This window comes from Promicromonospora soli (assembly GCF_014653785.1).
GTDB classification, from domain to species: Bacteria; Actinomycetota; Actinomycetes; order Actinomycetales; family Cellulomonadaceae; genus Promicromonospora; species Promicromonospora soli.
Genome location: NZ_BNAS01000001.1, coordinates 1259636 through 1283041, shown reverse-complemented (window position 1 = coordinate 1283041; position 23406 = coordinate 1259636). Strand labels below are relative to the sequence as shown.

General features: G+C 72.2%; 19 protein-coding genes and 1 rRNA gene. 17 read left to right on the top strand and 3 right to left on the bottom strand.

Going from position 1 to position 23406, the window contains the following annotated elements; translation table 11 throughout:
• Positions 1-120 precede the first annotated feature (120 nt).
• A 5S ribosomal RNA gene (gene rrf / locus IE250_RS05825) occupies positions 121-237 on the top strand.
• Between the two features lie 169 nt (positions 238-406).
• Here rrf and IE250_RS05820 read toward each other — a convergent pair.
• Positions 407-1771: an 8-oxoguanine deaminase gene (locus IE250_RS05820; protein ID WP_189668231.1), complete on the bottom strand. Its 1365-nt coding sequence runs from the start codon at positions 1769-1771 to the stop codon at positions 407-409.
• A gap of 262 nt (positions 1772-2033) precedes the next feature.
• Here IE250_RS05820 and gatC point away from each other — a divergent pair, with 262 nt between their 5' ends.
• The 5 genes from gatC (at position 2034) to IE250_RS05795 (ending at position 8461) form a co-directional block, all read left to right on the top strand.
• Positions 2034-2330, top strand: coding sequence for an Asp-tRNA(Asn)/Glu-tRNA(Gln) amidotransferase subunit GatC (gene gatC, locus IE250_RS05815; protein WP_129789061.1), 297 nt, complete (start codon positions 2034-2036; stop codon positions 2328-2330).
• A gap of 16 nt (positions 2331-2346) precedes the next feature.
• Positions 2347-3873 (top strand): Asp-tRNA(Asn)/Glu-tRNA(Gln) amidotransferase subunit GatA, encoded by a 1527-nt coding sequence (gene gatA, locus IE250_RS05810; protein WP_229872159.1) that lies wholly within the window; start codon positions 2347-2349, stop codon positions 3871-3873.
• Positions 3870-5381, top strand: coding sequence for an Asp-tRNA(Asn)/Glu-tRNA(Gln) amidotransferase subunit GatB (gene gatB, locus IE250_RS05805; protein WP_189668229.1), 1512 nt, complete (start codon positions 3870-3872; stop codon positions 5379-5381). The genes gatA and gatB overlap by 4 nt, the downstream gene beginning before the upstream one ends.
• A 24-nt stretch (positions 5382-5405) precedes the next feature.
• The gene (locus IE250_RS05800) at positions 5406-5993 is read left to right on the top strand and encodes a GNAT family N-acetyltransferase (RefSeq protein ID WP_189668228.1); all 588 of its coding nucleotides are present in this window, start codon (positions 5406-5408) and stop codon (positions 5991-5993) included.
• An 83-nt stretch (positions 5994-6076) separates the two neighbouring features.
• The gene (locus tag IE250_RS05795) at positions 6077-8461 is read left to right on the top strand and encodes an autotransporter-associated beta strand repeat-containing protein (RefSeq protein ID WP_189668227.1); all 2385 of its coding nucleotides are present in this window, start codon (positions 6077-6079) and stop codon (positions 8459-8461) included.
• Positions 8462-8484: 23 nt separating this feature from the next.
• On the opposite strand, the gene IE250_RS05790 is transcribed toward IE250_RS05795, so the two are convergent.
• Positions 8485-8886 carry a CBS domain-containing protein gene (locus IE250_RS05790; RefSeq protein ID WP_444544349.1) on the bottom strand — a complete coding sequence of 134 codons (402 nt, stop codon included), beginning with the start codon at positions 8884-8886 and terminating at the stop codon, positions 8485-8487.
• Positions 8887-9193: 307 nt separating this feature from the next.
• On the opposite strand from IE250_RS05790, the gene ilvD reads away from it, so the two are divergent.
• The 6 genes from ilvD to IE250_RS05760 all read left to right on the top strand — a co-directional run bounded on the left by ilvD (position 9194) and on the right by IE250_RS05760 (position 16015).
• Complete coding sequence (gene ilvD / locus IE250_RS05785; RefSeq protein ID WP_189668225.1) at positions 9194-11056, top strand: dihydroxy-acid dehydratase; 1863 nt, start codon at positions 9194-9196, stop codon at positions 11054-11056.
• 124 nt (positions 11057-11180) lie between these two features.
• A complete protein-coding gene (locus tag IE250_RS05780; protein WP_189668224.1) occupies positions 11181-12608 on the top strand; it encodes a VOC family protein in 1428 nt (475 codons plus the stop codon).
• Complete coding sequence (locus IE250_RS05775; protein WP_189668223.1) at positions 12601-13272, top strand: 4a-hydroxytetrahydrobiopterin dehydratase; 672 nt, start codon at positions 12601-12603, stop codon at positions 13270-13272. Before IE250_RS05780 ends, IE250_RS05775 begins: the two co-directional genes overlap by 8 nt.
• A 121-nt stretch (positions 13273-13393) precedes the next feature.
• Positions 13394-14212 (top strand): ABC transporter permease, encoded by an 819-nt coding sequence (locus IE250_RS05770; RefSeq protein ID WP_189668222.1) that lies wholly within the window; start codon positions 13394-13396, stop codon positions 14210-14212.
• Positions 14205-15053, top strand: a complete 849-nt coding sequence (locus tag IE250_RS05765; protein ID WP_229872158.1) for an ABC transporter permease — start codon at positions 14205-14207, stop codon at positions 15051-15053. The genes IE250_RS05770 and IE250_RS05765 overlap by 8 nt, the downstream gene beginning before the upstream one ends.
• Positions 15050-16015: an ABC transporter ATP-binding protein gene (locus tag IE250_RS05760; RefSeq protein WP_189668221.1), complete on the top strand. Its 966-nt coding sequence runs from the start codon at positions 15050-15052 to the stop codon at positions 16013-16015. The genes IE250_RS05765 and IE250_RS05760 overlap by 4 nt, the downstream gene beginning before the upstream one ends.
• 84 nt (positions 16016-16099) lie before the next feature.
• On the opposite strand, the gene IE250_RS24925 is transcribed toward IE250_RS05760, so the two are convergent.
• Entirely contained in the window at positions 16100-17377 is a 1278-nt protein-coding gene (locus IE250_RS24925) for a cytochrome P450 (RefSeq protein ID WP_308434108.1), read from the bottom strand.
• Between the two features lie 196 nt (positions 17378-17573).
• Between IE250_RS24925 and IE250_RS05750 the strand changes: the two genes are divergently transcribed.
• From IE250_RS05750 to IE250_RS05730, 5 genes are read left to right on the top strand one after another with little or no spacing between them, the layout of a single operon-like run.
• Positions 17574-18605, top strand: coding sequence for a 3-oxoacyl-ACP synthase III family protein (locus IE250_RS05750; protein ID WP_229872157.1), 1032 nt, complete (start codon positions 17574-17576; stop codon positions 18603-18605).
• On the top strand, positions 18599-19396 hold the full coding sequence (locus IE250_RS05745) for a glycosyltransferase family 2 protein (RefSeq protein WP_189668219.1): 798 nt from the start codon (positions 18599-18601) through the stop codon (positions 19394-19396). Before IE250_RS05750 ends, IE250_RS05745 begins: the two co-directional genes overlap by 7 nt.
• Positions 19397-19404: 8 nt before the next feature.
• Positions 19405-20697 (top strand): cytochrome P450, encoded by a 1293-nt coding sequence (locus IE250_RS05740; protein WP_229872156.1) that lies wholly within the window; start codon positions 19405-19407, stop codon positions 20695-20697.
• The gene (locus IE250_RS05735) at positions 20694-22364 is read left to right on the top strand and encodes a class I adenylate-forming enzyme family protein (RefSeq protein WP_189668218.1); all 1671 of its coding nucleotides are present in this window, start codon (positions 20694-20696) and stop codon (positions 22362-22364) included. The genes IE250_RS05740 and IE250_RS05735 overlap by 4 nt, the downstream gene beginning before the upstream one ends.
• Complete coding sequence (locus IE250_RS05730) at positions 22361-23335, top strand: NAD-dependent epimerase/dehydratase family protein (RefSeq protein WP_189668217.1); 975 nt, start codon at positions 22361-22363, stop codon at positions 23333-23335. The genes IE250_RS05735 and IE250_RS05730 overlap by 4 nt, the downstream gene beginning before the upstream one ends.
• Positions 23336-23406 lie beyond the last annotated feature (71 nt).

Sequence of the window (23406 nt, the reverse complement as noted above, 5' to 3'; positions counted from 1 at the left end):
AAAGTGTTGCTACGCGTCCACTATGCGGTTCCCGAGTCACGGGCACCAACCCCCACCACCACCCCCACACCTTTCGTGCGGGTGAGTGGGCCGGCGGGGTTGCCTGATTCTCGACAGTGTTACGGTGGTCATAGCGTGGGGGAAACGCCCGGTCCCATTCCGAACCCGGAAGCTCAGCTCTACAGCGCCGATGGTACTGCCCTGGAGACGGGGTGGGAGAGTAGGACGCCGCCGGACAACCATTCACGAAGGCCCCGCACCGGGTGGTGCGGGGCCTTCGTCATGCCCACCGAACGACGCCATGCCCGGGTGCACCGCCGAGGGCTGCAGAACCAGGACCACGGTGGGGGCCCATGCGCAAGAGAACCAGCGCACAGGTCCTGGCCGTTCTGCCTGGCCGGGGCGCTCAGCCCGCGACCAGTGTCCGGGCGGCCTCCTGGTGCCGGGCGATCAGGGCGTCGGTGTCCAGCCCGATCACGTGGCCGTCTGCCACGCGCCACCGGCCGGCGATCATCACCTTGTCGGCGCGCTCGGCGCCGCACAGTACGAGAGCGGTGACCGGGTCGTGGGCGCCGGAGAACGCCAGTCCGTCCGTGCGGAACAGGGCGAGGTCGGCCTGCTTGCCCACGGCGATAGTCCCGAGATCTGCGCGTCCAAGCGCCTTGGCGGAGCCCGAGGTCGCCCAGTCCAGGACTCGCGCGGCAGTGACCCGCTCGGCGCCGTACCGCAGCCGCTGCAGGTAGAGGGCCTGGCGCACCTCCCGGATGAGGTTGGAGGCGTCGTTCGATGCCGAGCCATCCACGCCCAGTCCTACGGGAGCTCCGGCCTCCTCGAGCTCGACGGCGCGCGCGATCCCGGAGGCCAGGCGCATGTTCGACGTCGGGCAGTGCGCGACCGCCGTTCCTGCGCGCCCCAGCCGTTTGATCTCCTCGTCATCGAAGTGGATCCCGTGCGCGAGCCAGGTGCGGTCGGTGAGCCAGCCCACCGACTCCAGGTAGTCGACGGTCCGCTTCCCGAAGTGCTCGCGACAGTAGTCCTCCTCGTCGATCGTCTCAGCGAGGTGCGTGTGCAGGCGGACGTCCAGGGACTGGGCCAGGGCGGCGGTCTGCGTCATGAGCTCCGTGCTCACGGAGAACGGCGAGCACGGTGCCAGAGCGATCTGGACCATCGCTCCGGCGCCGCGCTCATGATGCGCGCCCACCAGCCGCTCGGAGTCGGCCAGGATCGTCTCCGCGTCCTGCACTGCCTGCTGTGGCGGTAGCCCGCCGTCGTCCTCGCCTACGCTCATCGAGCCGCGGGTGAGGACTGCCCGCATGCCGAGCGAACGCACGACGTCGACCTCGACGTCGATCGCGACGTCGGACCCGCTGGGGAAGAGGTAGTGGTGGTCCGAGGTGGTGGTGCACCCGGACTCCAGCAGCTCTGCCAGGGCCACCGTGGTGGCGAGCCGCATCGCCTCAGCGTCCATCCGGGACCACACGGGGTATAGGTTCACCAGCCAGTCGAACAGCTTGGCGTTCGCCACGGGTGGCCAGGCGCGGGTCAGCGTCTGGTAGAAGTGGTGGTGCGTGTTGATCAGCCCGGGCGTGATGACGTGGGCGCTGGCATCGAGCTCCGCGTCCGTCGGGGCGGTCGGGCGCCCTCCGGAGGGTACGAGCTCGGTGATCAGGCCGCGACTCGTGTCCACGACGAGACCGCCGCCCGCTGCGCCGGAATCTGTTCCGCGGCCCAGGTGGATGCCGAGGGGGTTCTTCAGCCACAGTGTGCTCACGGGGGCCGCCTCTCTTGGCGGCGCAAGCTGGAGGCAGGTGCCGCCAGCTCAGGTTTTCGGCGTCTGCTGCTCCGCCGACCGGACGTCGTGTTCCGGCCCGGCGAGACTAGCACCGGTCGGCCGGCGCGGGTCGAGGCTCCGAAGTCCGGCCCGGGTCCGTTCACCTACTTGATCTACAAGGACGTCAACCGGCACGTGGACCTGAAGTCCTGAGGGGGCGTGGCGGCCCCGTCGGAGGGCGACACGCCTTAGACTTGCCGCCATGTCCACCATCTCCCGTGACGAGGTTGCGCGCGTGGCTGCGCTGGCACGGATCGACCTGCGACCGGACGAGGTAACCCGCCTCGCCGGTGAGCTCGACGTGATCGTCGAGTCCGTCGCTCGCGTCAGCGAGGTCGCCACCGCAGACGTGCCCGCAACGAGCCACCCCCTCCCGCTGACGAACGTGTTCCGAGACGACGTGCCCGAGCCGGCTCTGCCGGTCCAGGACGTGCTGGCCGGAGCTCCGCAGCAGGAGAATGGACGGTTCGCCGTCCCGCAGATCCTTGGCGAAGAGTGAGATGGGGACCAGCGACATGACGAACGACATCACCCGGCTCAGTGCGTCCGACCTCGCATCGGCGCTGCGCAGCAAGACCATCACCAGCGTCGAGGCCACGCAGGCCCACCTGGACCGCATCGCCGCCGTCGACGGGGACCTGCACGCGTTCCTGCACGTCTCCTCCGACGAGGCGCTGGCGACGGCCGCCGAGGTCGACGCGAAGCGCGCGGGCGGCGAGGAGCTGCACCCGCTCGCAGGCGTGCCGATCGCGGTCAAGGACGTGGTGGTGACCAAGGGCCTGCCCACCACCGCCGGATCGAAGATCCTCGAGCGCTGGATCCCGCCGTACGACGCGACCCTCGTGGAGCGCATCAAGGCCGCGGGCCTGCCGATCCTCGGAAAGACCAACATGGACGAGTTCGCCATGGGCTCCTCGACGGAGCACTCGGCGTTCGGCAACACCAAGAACCCGTGGGACCTGGACCGCATCCCCGGTGGCTCGGGCGGTGGCTCCGCCGCGGCAGTAGCCGGTTTCGAGGCGCCTCTCGCGATCGGCACCGACACCGGTGGCTCGATCCGTCAGCCAGGCGCCGTCACCGGCACGGTCGGCGTGAAGCCCACCTACGGCGGCGTCTCGCGCTACGGCCTGATCGCCATGGCGTCGTCGCTCGACCAGGCGGGCCCGGTGACCCGCACGGTGCTCGATGCGGCGCTCCTGCACGAGCTCATCGGTGGCCACGACCCGCACGACTCGACGTCGATCAACGAGCCGGTGCCGGGCGTCGTCGCGGCTGCCCGGCAGGGCGCCAAGGGCGACCTGAAGGGCCTGCGCGTCGGCGTCGTCAAGGAGCTCTCGGGGGAGGGCTACCAGGCCGGCGTGTCCGCTCGCTTCGACGAGTCGCTCGAGCAGCTGCGTGCGCTGGGTGCCGAGGTCGTCGAGGTCTCCTGCCCCAGCTTCGCCTACGCGCTCGACGCGTACTACCTGATCATGCCCGCCGAGGCGTCCAGCAACCTGGCGAAGTTCGACGGCATGCGCTTCGGCCTGCGCGTCGAGCCCGCCGACGGCCCGGTCACCGCGGAGCGCGTCATGGGCGCCACCCGCGGCGCGGGCTTCGGCGACGAGGTCAAGCGCCGCGTCATCCTCGGCACGTACGCGCTGTCCGCGGGCTACTACGACGCCTACTACGGCAGCGCGCAGAAGGTCCGCACGCTGATCCAGCGCGACTTCGCCGCCGCCTTCGAGCGGGCCGATGTGCTGGTCTCGCCCACGGCGCCGACCACGGCGTTCAAGTTCGGCGAGAAGCTCGACGACCCGCTCGCGATGTACCTGAACGACGTCGCGACCATCCCCGCGAACCTCGCCGGCGTTCCCGGCATGTCCCTGCCGAACGGCCTGTCCGACGACGGCCTCCCGGTCGGCTTCCAGATCCTGGCCCCCGCCAAGGCGGACGACCGGCTGTACCGCGTGGGCGCCGCCCTCGAGGCGGCCCTCGAGTCCAGCTGGGGCGGGCCCATCCTGAACAAGGCACCCGAACTCAAGACCACGGAGCTCGCTCGATGACCGCCGCAACGACCACCGACCTGGTCGCCTACGAGGACGCCGTCCGCCGCTACGACCCGGTGCTGGGCATCGAGGTGCACGTCGAGCTCGGCACGCTGACCAAGATGTTCTGCGCGGCCGAGGTCGCGTACGGCGGCGAGCCGAACACCCAGGTGACACCCGTCAGCCTTGGGCTGCCGGGCGCGCTGCCGGTGGTGAACGGCAAGGCCGTCGAGTACGCGATCCGGATCGGCCTCGCGCTGAACTGCACCATCGCCGAGAGCTGCCGGTTCGCCCGGAAGAACTACTTCTACCCGGACGTCCCGAAGAACTTCCAGACCTCGCAGTACGACGAGCCGATCGCCTTCGACGGCTGGATCGACATCGAGCTCGACGACGGCGAGGTGTTCCGTGTCGAGATCGAGCGCGCCCACATGGAGGAGGACGCCGGCAAGAACACCCACGTGGGTGGCGCGACCGGCCGCATCCAGGGCGCCGAGTACTCGCTGGTGGACTACAACCGCGCAGGCATCCCGCTGGTCGAGATCGTGACGCGGCCCATCGAGGGCGCCGGCGAGCGCGCCCCCGAGGTGGCGCGGGCCTATGTGCAGACGCTGCGCGACATCTTCCGCTCGCTCGACGTCTCCGAGGCCCGGATGGAGCGCGGCAACGTCCGCGCGGACGTGAACCTGTCGCTCCGCCCGACGCCGGAGTCGCCCCTGGGCACCCGCACCGAGACCAAGAACGTGAACTCGTTCCGCTCGATCGAGCGCGCCGTGCGGTACGAGGTGTCCCGCCAGGCCGGCGTCCTCGACGCGGGCCTCCCGGTGATCCAGGAGACGCGCCACTTCCACGAGGAGGACGGCACCACGTCGTCGGGCCGCGTGAAGTCGGACGCCGAGGACTACCGCTACTTCCCCGAGCCCGACCTGGTGCCCGTGGCCCCGAGCCGCGAGTGGGTCGAGGAGATCCGGGCGACGCTCCCGGAGATGCCGGTCGCACGCCGCCGTCGGCTCCAGAAGGAGTGGGGTTACGCCGACGCCGAGATGCGCGACGTCGTCAACGCGGGCGCCGTCGAGCTCATCGAGGCAACGATCGCCGCCGGTACGAGCGCCGCGGGCGCGCGCAAGTGGTGGATGGGCGAGCTGGCCCGCCGGGCGAAGCAGGACGAGATCACTCTCGAGGACCTCGTCGTCACTCCGGCGCAGATCGCGCAGCTGCAGGGACTCATCGAGTCGGGCCGGATCAACGACAAGATCGCGCGCCAGGTGCTCGAGGGCGTGCTCGCCGGCGAGGGCGACCCGGAGGCGGTGGTCGTGTCGCGCGGCCTCGAGATCGTGTCCGACGACGGCGCCCTGCTCACAGCGATCGACGACGCGCTGGCGGCTCAGCCGGACATCGTCGAGAAGGTCCGCGGCGGCAACCAGGGTCCGGTCGGCGCCATCATCGGCGCGGTCATGAAGGCGACGAAGGGTCAGGCCGACGCGAAGCGGGTACGGGAGCTGGTGCTCGATCGGATCGGTTCGTGAGGCCCGGTTCGTGAGGGCGGGCAGGTGACCCGCGGACCCCTTCTGGGCGGCGAGATGATGCGGTTGCGCCCCATCGAGGGGCGCGATGCGGAACGCCTGTGGGAGGCGGTGCAGGATCCGGAGGGAACGCGCCTGACGGGGACGACCGCAACGTTCACGCGTGACCAGATCGACGAGTGGGCGAGCACCGTCAGCGACCGGCCCGGCCGCTACGACTGGGCGATCTGCCCGGCCGCGATGCGGGACGGCAAGCCGATCAGCGACGAGATGATCGGCGAGATCGTGCTCAACGACCTCGACGGCGACGTCCGCTCGGCGAACCTGCGGCTCCAGCTGCTGCCGAACTACCGGGGCCGCGGGTACGGCCGGGAGGCCATCCAGGAGGTCCTGCGGTTCGCGTTCGACGGCGTCGACGGCGAGCCCGGGCCCGGCCTGCACCGCGTGAGCCTCGACGTGCTCAGCATCAACCCGCGTGCCCAGGCCCTGTACGAGTCGCTCGGGTTCCGCGAGGAGGGCCGCCTGCGGGACGTCCACCGCGACGGGGACGCCTGGGCCGATGCCGTAGTGATGAGCATCCTCGAGGACGAGTACCGGGCGACCCTGCGGAGCTAGGGCAGACCCGGATCGCGCGGTCCGGGACGGTCCGGGGCCGGACACTGGTCCGACGCGGGTGAAGTGAGCGCTAACCTCCCTCCATGTCGCATATGCGCCGTCTGTGTCTGCGGGTGCTTGCCATGCTGGCGCTGGCGTCCGTCACCATCTCGCTGGCCTGTGTCCCGGCCCAGGCGGCGACGGACATCACCGACCGGGTTCGGGCGAACGAGAGCATCGAGCTGGCGGGCGACTCCACCATCACGCTCGGCGACGGCGAAGAGGTCGTCTACGGCGGCGTCTTTTCCGGTGTCGGCACCCTGACGGTCCGCGGGAGCGGCAAGCTGGTGCTCACGGCGGACAGCGACTTCCAGATCCCCGAGGACCGCCAACGGCAGCGGTTGGAGGTCCTGGGCGAACAGAACCACCCCTACGCCGCCTTCCACGACCCTGATGCCCCGGCCGTCACGGTCGAGGCCGGCGCGACGCTCCAGTACGGCGACGGCACCAGCCCGGCCGGACGGGTCGGGCACTACCCCTACGACTACCCGAACTTCGCCTGGAACGCGCTCAACCACCACATCGACGGCACGCTGATCGTCGCCGTCAACGGTGCCCCGTACCACCCGGGCATCCTCTCCGGCGGCGGCGTGCTGAACCAGCCCCGGTTCGTCTGGGACGGCGTCTCCCTAGCCGGGGACCACCCGTTCTCGGGCACCATCGTCAACGGCACCGGCGTTCACGCCAGCATGCGGGAGCAGTACCGCACCTCCCTCCCGAACCTTGCGAAGCTCGTCAACTACGGCTCGTTCATGATCGACACGCCGCACGGCTACGACACCGTCCTCGGGTTCGACGTCTTCTCCCGCGAGTGGGGGAACGACATCAATTTCTACGGCGCCCCCGACGGCAGCCGAGTGATCATGACCGGCGTCTACTCCTGGACCGACCAGGGTTCGGAGACCGACCCCTCGCTCTCGGACCCCGACCTGAACTTCGTACCGGTGCCCAAGAACATCAACAAGCGCGGCGTGAACATCCAGGGCGCGATCGTCCAGTGGGGCGACGGCACGCACAACCGGTTCTTCCTTCCCGGCACCCGCGAGACCATCTACATCAACCTGTACACGCGCCGCGCCCGCGGGCACCTGATCTTCGACTACAACGGACCGGTCACGCTGGGCGCGCCCATCTCTGGCGGGCAGTACCACGACACGATGGCCGCCGTCGCCGTCGGGGACGTCACCATCGCCGGCACGCCGGGCAACGACGTCACCTTCGCGGACCAGCAGAACTACGACGGCACGACCACGATCGAGAGCGGGGCGGTCCTCCGTCTGGGGACCGGCAGCCCGGGGCAGGACTCCTGGCTGATCACCGGGACCGAGGGCTCGAAGGTCGTCGACGACGGCGCCCTCGTCGTCAGCAACGCCGAGAAGGCCATCGAGCTGTCCCGGGTCTCCGGAGCGGGTTCCTTCCAGCAGGCCGGCCCGGCGACGGTGACGCTCACCGGCGACATCGCCTACACGGGGCCGACGACGGTTTCCGGAGGCACGCTCGTCCTCGCGGGCGGCACCCTCGCGTCGTCGGCGGGCGTGAAGCTGTCGAAGCCTCGCGCGACGCTCGACGTGGCCGCCGCGGGCGACCAGACCGTGAACAACCTCAGTGGCGTCGACCGCACCATGCTGCGCCTCGGCGCCACGACCGTGACCGTCGCGAGCAGCAAGGACACCAAGTACGCCGGCGGCGTCGAGGGCGCCGGTGGCCTCGTGAAGACCGGGGCCGGGACGCTCACCTATTCCGGGACGAGCACCGCCAAGGGCCCCTGGGCCGTCACCAAGGGGACGCTCGCGCTCGCGCGCGCCGAGCTGGCCGGGGACCTCGTCGTCAACAGCTCGCTCGAGGTCACCGGGACGGCCGCCGTCGGCGGCGACGTGACGCTCCGGAAAACCTCGACCCTCCAGGCGGGCACGGTCGCCGAGCTGGCGGTCGCCGGCGACGTCGCCCTGGGCGGCGCCACGCTCAAGGTTCGCTACAAGGACGGCGTCCCGCTTCCCCGCGAGATTCCGGTCGTCACCTCCGGCGGTGAGATCACCGGAACGTTCAAGGGCCTCGACGAGGGGGCTCGGCTCGACATCGGCGGCAAGACCTACGAGATCAGCTACGCCGACGGCCGGGTCGTGCTCTCCGTCCCGGCACCGGCCGTCCGCAGCAGCTCGGACGAGGCGCCCGAAGAGAGTGCCGGATCGTCCGCTCCGCAGAGCGGCGCCTCCCCGGTCGTCGTTGTCGCCCTCGTCTCGGTCGCCGCGCTCGCCCTGGGCGCGCTCGTCTTCGTGCTCCGCCGCCGGCGAGGTGCCGGGAACCCGCGCCATGTCCGGCGCGGCGTCTCGACGCCCGTCGAAGAAGCCCCGGCCTCCGGGGCCGATGACGTGGTGCCTTCCCCCGTTCCGTCGTCGGCTACGGAGACGAAGGCCACCGAGAAACGGTAGGCCGGCCGGGCCCGCGCGGGTGCCTAGCTCGCGCGGCCGCCGGTGATGTAGGCCGTCAGCTGGTCGCGCTCGTCCTGCACCTCGGCGATCCGGTGCTTGACCACGTCGCCGATGCTGACGATCCCGGTCAGCCGAGAGTCCACGAGCACGGGGACGTGCCGGACCCGGTGCTCCGTCATGACGGGCATCAGCTCGTCGAGCGTGGCCTCGGGCCCACAGGTGTGGACGTCGGCGGTCATGATCTCGCCCACCGTGCCGTCGAGGATGCCGTCGCCGTCCGAGTTCAGCCGGCGGACGACGTCGCGCTCGCTCACGATGCCGTCGACGGTGACACCGTCGTAGGACACCACGACGGCACCGATGCCGTGCTCGGCGAGAAGAGCGAGCAGCTCACGCACACTGCGGTCCCTGGAGATGGTGACCACCGAACTTCCCTTGCGTCGCAATGCATCTGCAACCCGCATTCGAAGCACCTCCATCGCGTGCACGCCGGAAACCGCTTCACTGCGGCTCCTGCTATGACGGTACGGCACGGGGCAGGGTTCAGGTAGGGGGTGAAGCCCGGCCGCGGGCGGCCAAGGGACTGGCGCGCCGCAGCTGACGCATCCGTGTTACCGCAGCAGGGGTCACCTTGTGGACGCCAGGTGTCCATACCGGGACACCGGAGGTAGCGTGCGGAGGCCGCCTGCCAGCATCGTGCGCGGCCATCCAGCATGAAGGAGCTGAACCGCAATGAGTCGTCCCCTGCGCTCCCGGACGTCCACCCATGGCCGCAACATGGCCGGAGCTCGCGCGCTGTGGCGCGCCACGGGCATGGGTTCTGAGGACTTCGGGAAGCCGATCATCGCGATCGCGAACTCGTACACGCAGTTCGTGCCGGGGCACGTACACCTCAAGGACATGGGCGACCTCGTGGCGTCCGCGATACGCGAGGCCGGCGGCGTCGCCAAGGAGTTCAACACGATCGCCGTCGACGACGGCATCGCGATGGGCCACGCAGGGATGCTCTACTCGCTGCCGAGCCGCGACCTGATCGCGGACTCCGTGGAGTACATGGTGCAGGCACACACGGCGGACGCCATCGTGTGCATCTCCAACTGCGACAAGATCACGCCCGGCATGCTCAACGCCGCGCTGCGGCTGAACATCCCGGTGATCTTCGTGTCGGGCGGGCCCATGGAGGCCGGCAAGGCCGTGGTGGCCGACGGCGTCGCGAAGACCCCGCTGAACCTGATCAACGCGATCAACTACTCGGCCGACGAGGGTGTCGACGACGCGGCCCTCGGCCTGGTCGAGGAGAACGCGTGCCCCACGTGCGGCTCGTGCTCCGGGATGTTCACCGCGAACTCGATGAACTGCCTCACCGAGGCGCTGGGGCTCTCGCTGCCGGGCAATGGCTCGACGCTCGCGACGCACGCCGCCCGCAAGGAGCTGTTCCTGGAGGCCGGCCGCACCATCGTCGACCTGGCTCGCCGGTACTACGAGGACGGGGACGACACCGCCGCGCCGCGCGGGATCGCCACCAAGGCCGCGTTCGCGAACGCGATGACTCTCGACGTCGCCATGGGCGGTTCCACCAACACGGTGCTGCACATCCTCGCGGCGGCCCAGGAGGCGGAGGTCGACTTCACGCTCTCGGACATCGAGGAGATCAGCCGCCGGGTGCCGTGCCTGTCGAAGGTCGCGCCCAACCACCCGGACTACCACATGGAGGACGTCCACCGGGCGGGCGGCATCCCCGCGCTGCTGGGCGAGCTCGACCGGGGCGGCCTGCTGGACCACGACGTCACGTCGGTGCACACGCCCACCCTGCGCGCGTGGCTCGACGACTGGGACGTCCGCGGTGGCAAGGCCACCGAGCGGGCGCTCGGCCTGTTCCACGCGGCGCCCGGCGGGGTGCGCACCACCAAGGCGTTCTCCACGAACAACCAGTGGGAGTCGCTCGACACGGACGGCGCCGGCGGCTGCATCCGCGACATCGAGCACGCCTACACCGTCGAGGGCGGGCTCGCCGTGCTGCGCGGCAACCTGGCGGAGGACGGCGCCGTCTTCAAGACGGCGGGCGTCGACCCAGACGTGTTCCACTTCGTCGGCAAGGCGCTGGTCTGCGAGTCGCAGGACGAGGCCGTCGAGAAGATCCTGACCAAGCAGGTCGAGCCGGGCCACGTGGTGGTCGTGCGCTACGAGGGTCCCGCCGGCGGGCCGGGCATGCAGGAGATGCTCTACCCGACCTCGTACATCAAGGGCCGCGGCCTCGGGAAGGTGGTCGCCCTGATCACGGACGGCCGGTTCTCCGGCGGGTCCAGCGGCATCTCCGTGGGGCACGTCTCCCCGGAGGCGGCCGCGGGCGGCACGATCGGCCTGGTGGAGGACGGCGACGAGATCGAGATCGACGTCGACACCCGCAAGATCCGGATCAACGTGCCGGACGAGGTGCTGGCCGAGCGCCGCGCGAAGATGGAGTCCTCGGAGCGGCCGTGGCAGCCCGTGGCCCGCGACCGGTACGTGTCGCCGGCACTGCAGGCGTACGCGGCGCTCGCGACGTCGGCCGACAAGGGCGCCGTGCGGGACGTGGCGCGGCTCCGGCGGGGTTGATGCAACTGGGCTCGGCGCCGCATCCGGCGCCGAGCCCAGGGCACTCCGCTGTGGGCGGCGTTTCGTGTGTCAGGGTCTCGTGCAATGGTGGTGTGGCTCAGAACACACTACGCAGGGGAAGAACATGGCCTCGAAGCTCACCGCGCGCCAGTTCCAGGCGGCCGACGGCGCACGCGACTGGCGTGTGCTCGCCGACGGGGCGAGCGCGTGCTTCCGCACGACCGGGTACCCGCAGGGGGCCGACTTCGTGAGTCGGCTCGCGGGGCTGGACGTCGTGGTGAGGCAGCCGCCGGATGTCGATGTGCGGGGCTCCGCGGTGACGTTGCGGACGCTGACGCCCGGCGTCGGTGTGACCACCGCCGACCTGGGGGTGGCGCGCGCCGTCTCGGGGCTCGCACGCGAGATGGGGCTGCAGCCCGACCCGGCCGTGGTCCAGGAGATCAACCTGACGATCGACGCCTCCGACGCGGCGGCGGTGCGTCCTTACTGGGCGGCCGCGCTCGGGTTCGATCCCGTGGGTGACGACGAGCTGGTGGACCCGATGCGCCGCTGGCCCGGATTCTGGTTCCAGCACATGGACACGCCCCGGCCGCTGCGCAACCGGATCCACCTGGACATCGGCCTGCCGTACGAGCACGCCGCACGACGCGTCCAGGCCGCAGTCGCGGCGGGCGGGCGCGTCGTGAACGACGACGCCGGTGAGTCCTGCATGGTTACGGCCGACGCCGAGGGCAACGAGGCGTGTCTGTCGTCGTTCGAGGGCCGGGGGCAGCGGGGGTCGGTGGAGCAGACGATCCACACGACGGTGGGGCGTGCGGACTGGCGCTTCACGGTCTACGACGGGCTGAGGGCATTCTTCGGGACGCCGGACCTCGCCACCAGCGCCGCGTTCCTGGCGGCAGTTGTGCCGCTGGCCAGCGACGACGGCACTGGGGAGCGCCCGCACGTCGCGCTCGACGTGCGGCCGGCGGGGGTGACTGTGCGGCTGCGTACCGAGCGTGACGACGGATGGGGGATCGGCGCCCGGGACGCCGAGCTGGCACGAGGGATCAGCGAGGCGGCGGCCCGCCTCGGTCTCGTGGCGGACCCGGCGCGGGTCCAGGCCGTCAAGGTTGGGATCGACGCGCTCGACCGGCGCGCCGTCATGCCGTTCTGGCAGGCCGTGCTGGGCTACGTCGTGCGTCCCGACAGCGACGTGCAGCTCGTGGACCCCGTCGATCGCGGGCCGGGTGTCTGGTTCCAGGACATGCTGCCCGAGCTCGACCCCAGGCACGCGGAGCGGGCCGCCCAGAGGAACCGGATCCACGTGGACGTGTTCGTCCCGGACGACCAGGCCCCGACCCGGATCGCGGCGGCCGTCGCGGCGGGCGGGCGCGTCGTGTACGACGCCGAGGCGCCGGAGTGGTGGACCCTCGCCGACCCGGAGGGCAACGAGGTCGACGTCGCCGTGGTCCCGGGCCGGGAGGAGATCTGGCTCGCGGCGCAGGGTGCCGAACAGGCCGAACAGGCCGAAGTGCACGACGCTGAGAAGGAGGAGGTGACCCATGAGTGACGCGATCACCGCTACCGAGTTCACCGCGGGCGAGGGCACGAGTGACTGGCGGGTGCTGCGGATGTCCGCGGTCGCGCGGTTCACGACCGGCTCGTTCGCCACGGGCCTGAGGTTTGTCACCAGCATCGGCGCGCTCGCCGAGGCCGCGAACCACCACCCGGACGTCGATCTGCGCTACGGGACCGTCACGGTGCGGACCTGGTCGCACGACATCGGCGGGCTGTCCCAGCGAGACCTCGCGCTCGCGCGGGAGATCTCGGCGGCGGCCCGCGAGCTTGGCATAGCGGCGGACCCGGCGGGGGTGCGGGACGTGGCGCTCGTGATCGACGCCGTTGCGGGTACCGCCGTCCAGCCGTTCTGGCAGGCGGTGCTGGGCTACGACGCCCAGCCGGAGCGTGGCGGCAACGATGCCGCCGCACCGCTGGCCGACGGCGACGGGCGGCTGCCCGGGGTCTGGTTCCAGCAGGCCGACGGGCGGCGGGAGCAGCGCAACCGCATCCATGTGGACGTCTGGGTGCCGCACGATCAGGCCGAGGAACGGGTCGCGGCGGCGGTCGCCGCCGGCGGGCGGCTCGTCACCGACGAGTTCGCCCCTTCGTGGTGGGTGCTGGCCGACGCCGAGGGGAACGAGGCGTGCGTCTGCACGTGGCAGGGCGAGTACTGACCGGAAGTGCCGGCGGGCTGAGACGGCACGGGCACGGGACAGAGTGCGGGCGCGCAGTGCTCTGCGGGAGTCCGTAAAAGAGGGTGAACTTCGGACCCGAAGGCGGTAGGGTCTCGCGCTTGTGCGCCCGCTCCCGTCGCTGACCCGGAACCCGTACTGGCGGTTCCTCGTCGCGGGTATCCGTGGGCAGTCGGCCTATCCGCTGGCTACCGTCGCCGGCCTCGTCGCGAACGCGACGTTTGGCCTGCTCAAGGGCGGAATCATGGGCGCGGCAGTCGCCAGCTCCGGCGGTGAGCTGGCGGGGTACTCGGCGGCCACCATGGCGGCGTTCGTCTGGCTGGGGCAGGGGATGCTCGGGTCGGTGAACCTGTCGGGCCGCAGCGACCTGCAGACCCGGATCAAGTCGGGCGACGTCGCCGTCGACTTTCTGCGGCCGGTCAGCGTGCAGGCCGCGCACATCCTGACCGACGTCGGCAAGGGCCTGTTCGCCCTGCTGCCGCGCGGGCTGCCGAGCGTGGTCATCGGCGTGCTCGTCTCCGGCATGGCGCTGCCGCCGGACGCCGCCGCGTACGCGCTGGGCCTGGCCAGCCTCCTGATCGGCATCACCGTCTCGCACGCCACGATCTACGCGGTGGCCACCTCGGGGTTCTGGCTGGTGGAGACCCGCGGCGTCAGCGTGCTCTACATGGCGCTCTCCGGGTTCTTCACCGGCCTGTTCACGCCGATCTACCTGTTCCCGGACTGGCTGCTGACCGTCGCGCTGCTCACGCCCTTCCCTTCGATGATGCAGTTCCCCATCGACGTGCTCTCCGGGCAGGTCACCGGGGCAGCGGCAGGGCAGCGCATCGGGGTGCAGCTGGTCTGGCTGGCCGTGGTGCTCGCCGTCGGGCACCTGACCACCCGGGCCGGACGCCGCAGGCTGGAGGTCCAGGGTGGCTGAGCCGAAGGTGCAGCGCAGGCTCAGACCCTGGCAGACACTGCCTGACGGGCTGCGGGCCTACCGGGCAGTCCTCGCGAGCCGCGGGCGCTCGCAGGCGAGCTACCGTGCCAGCTTCCGCATGGACCTGGTGGGCGCGGTGCTGGTGGGTCTCATCGAGTTCTCCGAGGTCTGGGTGCTCTACTCGGCGACGGACCAGATCGGCGGGTTCACGCTCGCCCAGATCCTGCTCGTGTTCGGCCTCGCCGACCTCGCCTTCTCCCTGGCCGACCTTGTGGCCGGGCACTGCGACAACCTCCCGGTGTACGTGCGCGCGGGCACCCTCGACGTCTTCTTCCTGCGGCCGCAGCCCGTGCTGGCGCAGCTCATCACGAGCGACCTCAGCCTGCGCCGTCTGGCACGTAGCCTCGTGGGCGCGACGGCGCTGACGGCCGGCCTGGTGCTCAACGACATCGACTGGAGCGCCGGCACCGTCGGGCTGCTGGTCCTGGCGCTGGTCTGCGGGTTCGTCATCTTCAGCGCACAGTTCGTCACGGCCGCCGGCCTGCAGTTCTTCCTGATCAACGGCAGCGAGATGACCAACGCGTTCGTGTACGGCGGCCGGTACGCGGCGACCCAGCCGGCGAACGTCTGGCCGCGCGCCCTGCTGGTCGTCTTCGGCGCCATCTTCCCCGTGGCCTTCGCGGCCTACCTGCCCGTCTCCACCCTGCTCGGTGCGCCCGGCCCGGCCGGGCTGCCGACATGGGTGGGCTGGTGCGCGCCGGTCGCGGCCCTCTGGGCGGTGGTGTTCGCCTGGCTGTGCTGGCGCTGGGGCCTTCGTCACTACAGAGGAGCGGGCGGATGAACGTCATCGAGACCGAGGACCTGACCCGGGTGTTCACAGGCCGGCCGAACCGGAAGGACCGGTTTCGGCGGCCCCGGCACGTCGCCGTGGACGGCCTGAGCCTGACGGTCGAAGCCGGCGAGTCCGTGGGCTACATCGGCGCGAACGGCGCCGGGAAGTCGACCACCATCAAGATGCTGGTCGGCATCCTGGTGCCCACGAGCGGCGCGGTCACCACGGTGGGGCTGCACCCGCTGAAGCAGCGTCGCGCGCTCGCACGCCGGGTCGGCGTGGTCTTCGGGCAGCGTTCGCAGCTGTGGTGGGACCTGCCGGTGCAGGAGTCGTTCTCGATCCTCTCCTCGATCCACTCCCTCCCCGCGGCCGACGAGCGCGTCCGGACCGCCGAGCTCGTCGAGATGCTCGAGATGGGGGAGTTCCTGGCCACGCCGGTCCGGCAGCTCTCCCTCGGGCAGCGCATGCGCGCCGAGGTCGCGGCCGCGCTGCTGCACCGGCCGGAGCTGCTCATCCTCGACGAGCCGACGATCGGCCTGGACGTGCTGTCGAAGCAGCGTCTGCGCGAGTTCCTCGTGGCGCAGCGGCGTGAGCACGGCACGACGCTGCTGCTCACCACGCACGACATGGGCGACGTCGAGCGGCTCTGCGACCGGATCCTCGTCGTGGACCACGGAAGCCTCGCGTTCGACGGCACCTTCGACGGGCTGGCCCGTACCGTCGGTGCGCGGCGCGAGCTCGTGGTCGACCTCGCCGCTGCAAGCCCCGACCTGGTTGATCTCGACGGCGCCGAGCACGTGCGCAGCGAATCGGGTGGGCTGCGGCAGCGCCTCGCCTTCGACCCGCAGCGCACGACGGCGGCGCGCGTGCTCGCCGCGGTCTCCGAGCGCGTCGAGGTGCTGGACCTGTCGATCACCGAGCCCGACATCGAGGACGTGGTGCGCGAGATCTACCGCGCGACCCGGCGGTGACCCCAGCTGTTTGGTTGTGGGCGCGATCGTTGCGACTACGTGTCCGTTTTAGGCGCAACGATCGCGCCCACAACCAAGGGCTTGTCAGGTTCGGGAGACGTGCAGCTCCGACCACGCCGGGATCAGCACACCCCTGGCCGCCCGACGTCGGATGACGCGCAGCGGCCGGTCCTCCGACCACAGCATCCGCAGCAGGGTGCCGATCTCGGCTCTGGCCAGTGCCGCGCCCAGACAAAGGTGCCGGCCGGCGCCGAACCAGAGCTGGCGGGACTCCCGCACGTACGGGCGGTCTGCGCGGAACGGGCCCGCAGCGACGTTCGCCGACCAGACCAGCAGCATGATCCGGTCGCCGGCGCGCAGGCGCGCGCCGCCAACCTCGACGTCGGCGGCGACGCCGCGGCCGATCACGGAGGCGGGGCTCGTCACCCGCAGCCCTTCCCGCACCACGTTCTCGACCGGGTCGCCCTCACCCGGATTCAGCAGGCGGCCGGTGCTCGCGACCGCCCCGGTGCCCGCCCGCATCGCCGCGAGCATCCGATGCTGCTCGCCCGTGTCGATCAGCAGTGCGGTGGTGCGGCCCATGGCGCTCGCGGCGGTCTCGGTGCCCGCGACCATGAGCAGGGAGGCCAGGCCGGAGGTCTCGGTCAGCCCGAGCCCGAGCTCCCGGCAGCGGCCGAGCAGCGTGTCCGGCGGTGCGTCCCGCCAGCCGTCGGGGATCCCGGCGGTCAGCTCGGCGACGATGCCCTGTGCGGTTGCCACCTGGTCCGGCGTCAGCGTCGTCGACCCCGCGGTGTTGAGCGCGACGGTGGCCAGCCGCTCACCGGTCTCGAAGACCTGCAGCGCACCCTCGTCGTCGGGCCAGGTCCCGTGGTGCTGGGCGGGCCGAGGGATGCCCAGCAGGCCGATGACCATGCGTCCCACCAGGACCCGGGCGAGATGCGCGACGTCGAGCGTGCCGCCCGCGCGCAGCACCTCACCCGCGGCGGCCACCCGCTCGCCCCACGCGGCGTGCACGAGGTCGCGGGAGACGGCCTCGGTGAAGAGCTCGCGCGTGCGGGACCGCAGGTCGTGGTGGCCGGCGCCGTCGAACAGGTCGAGCACCCAGTCGCCGAGGATCTGGGCCCAGAGGTCGCCCACGCCGCCCTCGCCCAGGATCGTGAACGAACGGTGGTCCTGCAGGACCGCGCGGGCCATCACCGGATCTGCCGTGACCCATCCGATGCCGGGGACCTTGCGGACCGGTGAGCCCATGGCGGGCCAGCTCCGGGCTGCCGTGCCTGCCAGGAGCAGGCCGGCCATCGCAGGCCGAGCGCGGTAGAGGAGGCCCAGCTCGTGCGGGGTGGTCGGGAATGTCTGGATCACGGCCGCCACTCTATGTGTCGTCATCGGTGTGTCACAGGCGTGCCCTACTGTGTGCCTGGTGCTTCCCGAACCAGCCGCCGTGCTGAACCCGGCACCCGCCCGACCCACCGAGCCATCGTCGTTGCCCCAGCCGTCCCCGCGCCCTGTCGCTCGCATCGCTGAAGTGGCGGTTCACCTGCCGAGAAGGACGCGAGACGTGGCCGAGGCGGAGCGCGACCTGCACCGCAGGAACCCGGGCGTCGCGCCGCGCATACCGATGGTGTCGCGCCTGACGGGCGTGCGTCGCGTCCACCTGGCCGACGACGACCAGCAGGCCTCCGACCTCGCCGTCGCCGCCTCCCGCACGGTGCTGGACCGCGCGGGCCTGGGGCCCGCGGACGTCGACCTCCTGATCTTCGCGTCCGCCACCCAGGACATGATCGAGCCCGCGACCAGCCACATCACTGCCGCCAAGCTCGGCGTCCGCGCGCCCGTGATGGACGTCAAGAACGCCTGCAACTCGGTGCTCAACGGCATCGAGGTGGCCGAGGCGCTCATCGGCACGGGCCGGTACCGCCGCGTGCTCGTCGCGTCCGGCGAGATGCCGACGCGCGGCGTCCGGTGGGACGTGCCCGACCGCCGCACGTACGCGATGTCCGCGGCCGGCTACACGATGTCCGACGCCGGAGCCGCCGTGCTCGTGGAGGCGACCGATGCGGGGTCCGCGCTCGGAGCCGTCGACGGTTTCGAGGACGACCTGGCCGCCGAGCTCGCGGGCCTGGTCGCACGGGGCGGTATGCCGTCGGGGATCCTCGCCTCGGCGTTCACCGCCGAGTCGCAGCACTGGGACGTCGGGATGCTGCCGGGCGGCGGCACCGTCAACCCGCGTGACCCCGAGCGGAGCTACTTCGAGATCGACGGGTCGCGGCTGCGCGAGGCGTTCCTCGCGCTGGGGTCCGGCCCGGTCGACCAGGCCCTGCGGCAGGCGGGCGTGACCATGGACGACGTCGCACTGGTCGCGGTGCACCAGGTGGCGGTCGCGTACCTCGCTGACGTGCACCGGGCACTCGGCGTGCCGGCGGACCGCACGATCGTCACTGTGGCGGACCACGGCAACATCGCCTCGGCGACGCTGCCGCTGCAGCTGGTGACGGCGCTGGAGTCTGGGCGCCTGAAGCGGGGCGACGTGGTGCTGCTGCTCGGCCTCGCGGGCGGGATCAGCATGGGTGCGATGGTGGTTCGATGGTGATCCCGGAGGCGGCAGAGCGCCCGGCGGAGCGCCCGCGCCTCGCCGTCGTCGTGCCCGCGCTGAACGAGGCGCACGAGCACGGGATCCTGCGCACGCTCGAGGCGCTGCACGCACAGGAGGACGACGACTTCGACCTGGTGGTCGTGGACAACGGGTCCACCGACGGCACGCCCGATGTGGTGCGCAAGGCGATCGCGGAGTGGGGCCGGTTGCGCTGGCACGTCGTCGCGGAGGCACAGAAGGGGACCGGCGCCGCCGCCGACACCGGGATGCGGGCCGCCATCGGGCTCGGGGCCGAGCTGCTCGCCAGGACCGACGCCGACTGCCTGCCCCCGCCGGGGTGGACCCGCGCGGTGCGGGAGGCGTTAGCGTCGGGCGACGAGCTCGTAGCGGGGCGGCTCGTGCCACGCACTGACGACCTGCCCGTGTCACGGTTCCAGCAGGGAGTGCTGTCGTTCGCGCTGTGGGCGTCGAGCACGTTCGGCAAGGTCCGCCCGGGCAACCAGGACGAGGGCTATCTCGGGCCGTACGTGATGACGCCCGGCTGCAACATGGCGATCACCGCGTCCCTGTACGAGCGGGCCGGCGGATTCCCGCGCACCCGGATCGAGGACGTGCACGAGGACCGTGCGCTGGTCAACGCCGTGCGGCGGCTGACCACGCGGTACGCGGCGCATCGCGAGGTGTGGGTGCGCGCCTCGACGCGGCGCGTGCACGCCTGGGGGCTGGTGCGCACCCTCGGCTGGTACGCCGATCACCGGTACCGGCCCGAGCTGGTGGACATCCGATGAGGTCGGCCGTGCCGACGCGCTCGGCCGGGCCCGTAGGGGCTGTCGGGCCGACCTTGGCACCGGCGCGGAAACGCGGCGGTGCGGCCGACCTGGGCGCCGCCTCGCCCGAGGTGCTGTGGGAGGAACAGGTCCAGCGCGCCGCACACCCGCTCGCCTACCCGGCGCTCCGGTCCGCCCGGAACCGGCCGGTGGTGCGCGTGCCGCGCATCGGGGTAGTGGTGAGCGACGCCGCGATCGCGCGCGAGGTGCTGCTCGACCTGGACCACTTCTCAAAGGTGGGCCCGGGGGCGCCGTCGGACCTGTGGACGCCTGTGCTCGGGCCGTCCGTGCTGCTCAACATGGAGGGCGCCGAGCACGCCGCGCTGCGGCGCACGCTGGGGCCGCTGTTCTCGCCCCGGGCCGTGCGCCAGCTGGTCTCGGCGGACGGAGTCGGCGTGCTGCCGGACCTCACGCGGCGGCTGGCCGCCGGGGAGACCGTCGACCTCGCGGCGGCCGTGACGGCGCAGGCCGGGGCCGTGATCTGCGGGATGGTCGGCCTGCCGCCGACGGACGACGCGGTGCGCTCGGCCATGGCCGCCGCCCAGACGATCACGGGGATGGTGCGGCTGCACCGCCACGGGCTCACCCGGTCCCAGGTGGCGCAGGCGCGGGCCGTGCTGGAGCGGCTGACCGCGCCCGCACGCGCCGCCTACCGCGCGGGCGACCCGGCGACGGTGCCCGGGCGGATGCGCGACCTGGGGCTGTCGGAACGCGAGGCGATGGGCGCCGTCGGCGCGTTCGTGCTCACCGGGACGGAGACCATCCAGTCGTTCGTGCCCCGGCTCGTGGCGATCGCGCACGACACCGGCTGGACGTCCCGCCTGCTGGCGGACGATCCGCAGCTGCGGCGGCGCGCCGTCGAGGAGGGGCTGCGCGTCACGGTGCCGACGCCGGCGATGCTGCGCTCGGTGCGAGCCGGCACCTCGGTGGGCGGCGTGCCGGTAGCTGCCGGTGACCGCGTGGTGATCGCCACCGTGAACTGCTGCCGGGCGGCCGGCGGCTTCGATCCCGACCGGCCCGTCGATCCCGCGGTGCGACACCTCTGGTTCGGCGCGGGCCCGCACTTCTGCCTCGGCATGCCGCTGGCGATGGCCCAGGTGGACGCGGTGCTGGACGCGCTCGCGGCGGCGGCGTCGGGCGGCGGGGTTCCGGTCGTGGGGCGGCGCCGTGCGGCGCGCGGTGTGCTGGTCCCGTCGTACCGCTCGCTGGCACTGAGCCTGCGGGACGAGAGCAGTGTCGCGACGCCGGGGGCGGCGGAGTGACGATCTTCCTGGACGATCTGCTGGCCGTGCCGCGGGACGCGCCCGAGGTCGTCGCGCTCCGCTGGTTCGGCGGCCGCGGCGGCGCGCGGGTGCGGGAGGAGGTCACGTTCGGAGACCTGGCCGAGCGGGTCGAGCGGACGGCGGCCGGCCTGCGCGCGCAGGGCATGGAGCCGGGCGACCGGGTGCTGTTCAGCATCCGGCCCCGGCCCGAGGGCGTGATCCTGTGCCTCGCGGTCCTGCGCGCGGGTGGCGCCGTCGTCTTCGTGGATCCCGGCTCGACGCCGGAGCTGTTCGCCGCCCGGATCGCGGCCGCCAAGCCCCGCTGGGCCGCGACGGAGGCCCTGCTGTACGCGGCGTCGTCCGGTCCGCTGCGTGGGATCGCCCGGTCGCGCGGGCTCCTGCTCCCGGACTACGGGCGGCTGCCCGTCCGGCACCTGTACACGGGCCGATGGCTCCCGGGAGTACCGCGGGGCGCCCGCCGCGTCGCGCACGTGCGGCCCGCGGCGTCAGGTCCGGTTCCGAGCCCGGCGTCGGTGGGGGAGGACCGGGAGGCGCTCGTCGTCTTCACGTCCGGGACGACGTCGGACCCGAAGGCCGTGGTGCACACCGCGCGCACGCTCGGCGGCATGCTGGGGCTGTTCGCCCAGGTGGGCGACCTGAAGCCCGGTCAGCGAGCGCACACCGACCAGATGTTCCTCGGGCTCCCGGCGATCCTCGCGGGCGGTACCTGGGAGATCCCGGCGAAGGCGCCGAAGGAGGCGCCGGAGGCGTTCGCGCGCGGCGTCGCGGGGGCGGACTCGTCGTTCCTGGTCCCCGCCGACGTCACGGCGCTGCTCGACGTTCTCGAAGCCCGTGCCGCCGAGGGCGGTGCGGGCCCCGCGACGGGGCCGGCCGTGCTCGCAGTCGGCGCCGCGCCGGTCACGGTCGCGCTGCTCGAACGCGGCCGCCGCATCCTGCCGGGCACCCGCTGGCTCGCGGTCTACGGCGCCACCGAGATCCTGCCCGCTGCGGTGACGGACGCCGACGAGAAGATCGCCGCCGCGGCGTCCGGCGACCTCGTCGGCCGCCCGCTCGACGGCATCGGGGTGCGGATCGACACGGCGGTCGTCGACCTGGACGAGGCCCCGGCGGCGCCGTCGGACGGTGATCCAGAGGTGGGCGAGCTCGTTCTGACCGGGCCCTCGCTGATGGCCGGGTACCTGTCCGACCTCGACGCCGGCAAGGACCGCGCCACCGAGCACCGCACGGGCGACCTCGCGTACCAGGACGCCGACGGGCGGGTCGTGCTGGTGGGCCGCAACCGGGACATGATCATCCGCGGCACGGTGAACATCTACCCGGGTCTGTTCGAGCCGCGGCTGCGAGATCTGCCGGGGGTGGCCGACGCCGTCCTGGTCGGCGTCCCGGTGGCCGACGGCGACGAGCGGGTGGTCCTCGTGGTGACCGCCGAGGGCGGGCCCGGGGGCGCGGGCGCGCCGGAGGTCCGGGCCGGTACCGAGCTGGCCCGGGCCGTCGCGGGCCAGGTCGGGCGGGTCCTGGACCACGGCGCTCTGCCCGACCTGGTGGTCGAGGCGTCGCACGTGCCGGTCGCGGGCCGCTCCCGGAAGCCTGACCGTCGTGCCCTGGTCAACCTGGTTTCACCCTTGACCGGTACAGTGCGCGCATGAAGGTGGCTGTGACCGGTTCGTCAGGTTTTGTCGGCGGTGCCGTGGTGCGCGACCTCGCGGCGCACGGGCACGAGGTCGTCGCGTTCTCTCGCCGCGTCCCTCGTCTGCCCGGCGAGATCCTCCATCGGGTCGCCCACCAGTTCTGGGACCTGCGAGACGGCCCGCTGGCCAAGGAGGACCGGCCCGAGCACGTCGACGCCGTCGTGCACTGCGGCGCGTCCGTGGGCGACGGCGGCAGCCACGCCCGCGCGTGGGTGGTCAACGTGGAGGGCACGCGCGCGGTGCGCGAGACGTTCCCGGACGCGCGGTTCGTGCACGTCTCCTCGGGCAGCGTGTACGACCCGCGCAAGCCGAGTGTCGCCGCGACGGAGGCGGAGGCGCCCGCGCGGGGCTACGTCAACGCATACGGCTCCACGAAGGCGGCCGCCGAACGCTACCTGGCGTCCGACGCCGCGCGCGAGGACCGCGGGCCCGTCGTCGTCCTGCGGCCGCACGCCGTCTACGGGCCGGGCGACACGACCCTGCTGCCGCGCCTCGAGTCCGCGGCGATCGGCGCCTGGCTCCCTATCCCGGGCGGCGGGAAGGTGCGGCAGCACCTCACGCACGTCGAGACGCTGACCCGTGCGGTGCGGGCGTCGCTCGACGCGGACCTCCAGCCCGAGATCACGGCCGGGCGGCCGCTCGTGGCGAACGTGGCCGACGCCCGGCCCGTCGACCTGGACCAGACGCTCGAGCTGCTGATGTTCGCCCGGTTCCGGCCGGTGCAGGTGGTCGGCATCCCGATCCGGCTGGCGAACGTCCTGGCCTGGGCGGGGGAGCGCGTGGCCCGGTGGACGGGGCGCGAGCCGCGTCTGTCGCGATACACGATCAGCCACCTCGCGATGGAGCGCACCTACGACCTCACGGTGCTGCGCGAGCGCCTCGGCGTCGACCCGGCGCCCACGTCGCTGCACGGTGCGATGAGCTGGTAGTCCTCGGAGGTGGCGGACGCCCAGGGCACCGGACCGGCCTGAGGGTCGCGAGGGGCCGGGGATAGCGCCTG

What these genes read in the sequence shown, in the direction of transcription:
- gatB (WP_189668229.1), top strand. Translation starts at nt 3,870, where the DNA reads ATGACCGCCGCAACGACCACCGACCTGGTCGCCTACGAGGACGCCGTC.
- IE250_RS05730 (WP_189668217.1), top strand. Translation starts at nt 22,361, where the DNA reads ATGAAGGTGGCTGTGACCGGTTCGTCAGGTTTTGTCGGCGGTGCCGTG.
- IE250_RS05745 (WP_189668219.1), top strand. Translation starts at nt 18,599, where the DNA reads ATGGTGATCCCGGAGGCGGCAGAGCGCCCGGCGGAGCGCCCGCGCCTC.
- IE250_RS05760 (WP_189668221.1), top strand. Translation starts at nt 15,050, where the DNA reads ATGAACGTCATCGAGACCGAGGACCTGACCCGGGTGTTCACAGGCCGG.
- IE250_RS05780 (WP_189668224.1), top strand. Translation starts at nt 11,181, where the DNA reads ATGGCCTCGAAGCTCACCGCGCGCCAGTTCCAGGCGGCCGACGGCGCA.
- gatA (WP_229872159.1), top strand. Translation starts at nt 2,347, where the DNA reads ATGACGAACGACATCACCCGGCTCAGTGCGTCCGACCTCGCATCGGCG.
- IE250_RS05775 (WP_189668223.1), top strand. Translation starts at nt 12,601, where the DNA reads ATGAGTGACGCGATCACCGCTACCGAGTTCACCGCGGGCGAGGGCACG.
- gatC (WP_129789061.1), top strand. Translation starts at nt 2,034, where the DNA reads ATGTCCACCATCTCCCGTGACGAGGTTGCGCGCGTGGCTGCGCTGGCA.
- IE250_RS05795 (WP_189668227.1), top strand. Translation starts at nt 6,077, where the DNA reads ATGTCGCATATGCGCCGTCTGTGTCTGCGGGTGCTTGCCATGCTGGCG.
- ilvD (WP_189668225.1), top strand. Translation starts at nt 9,194, where the DNA reads ATGAGTCGTCCCCTGCGCTCCCGGACGTCCACCCATGGCCGCAACATG.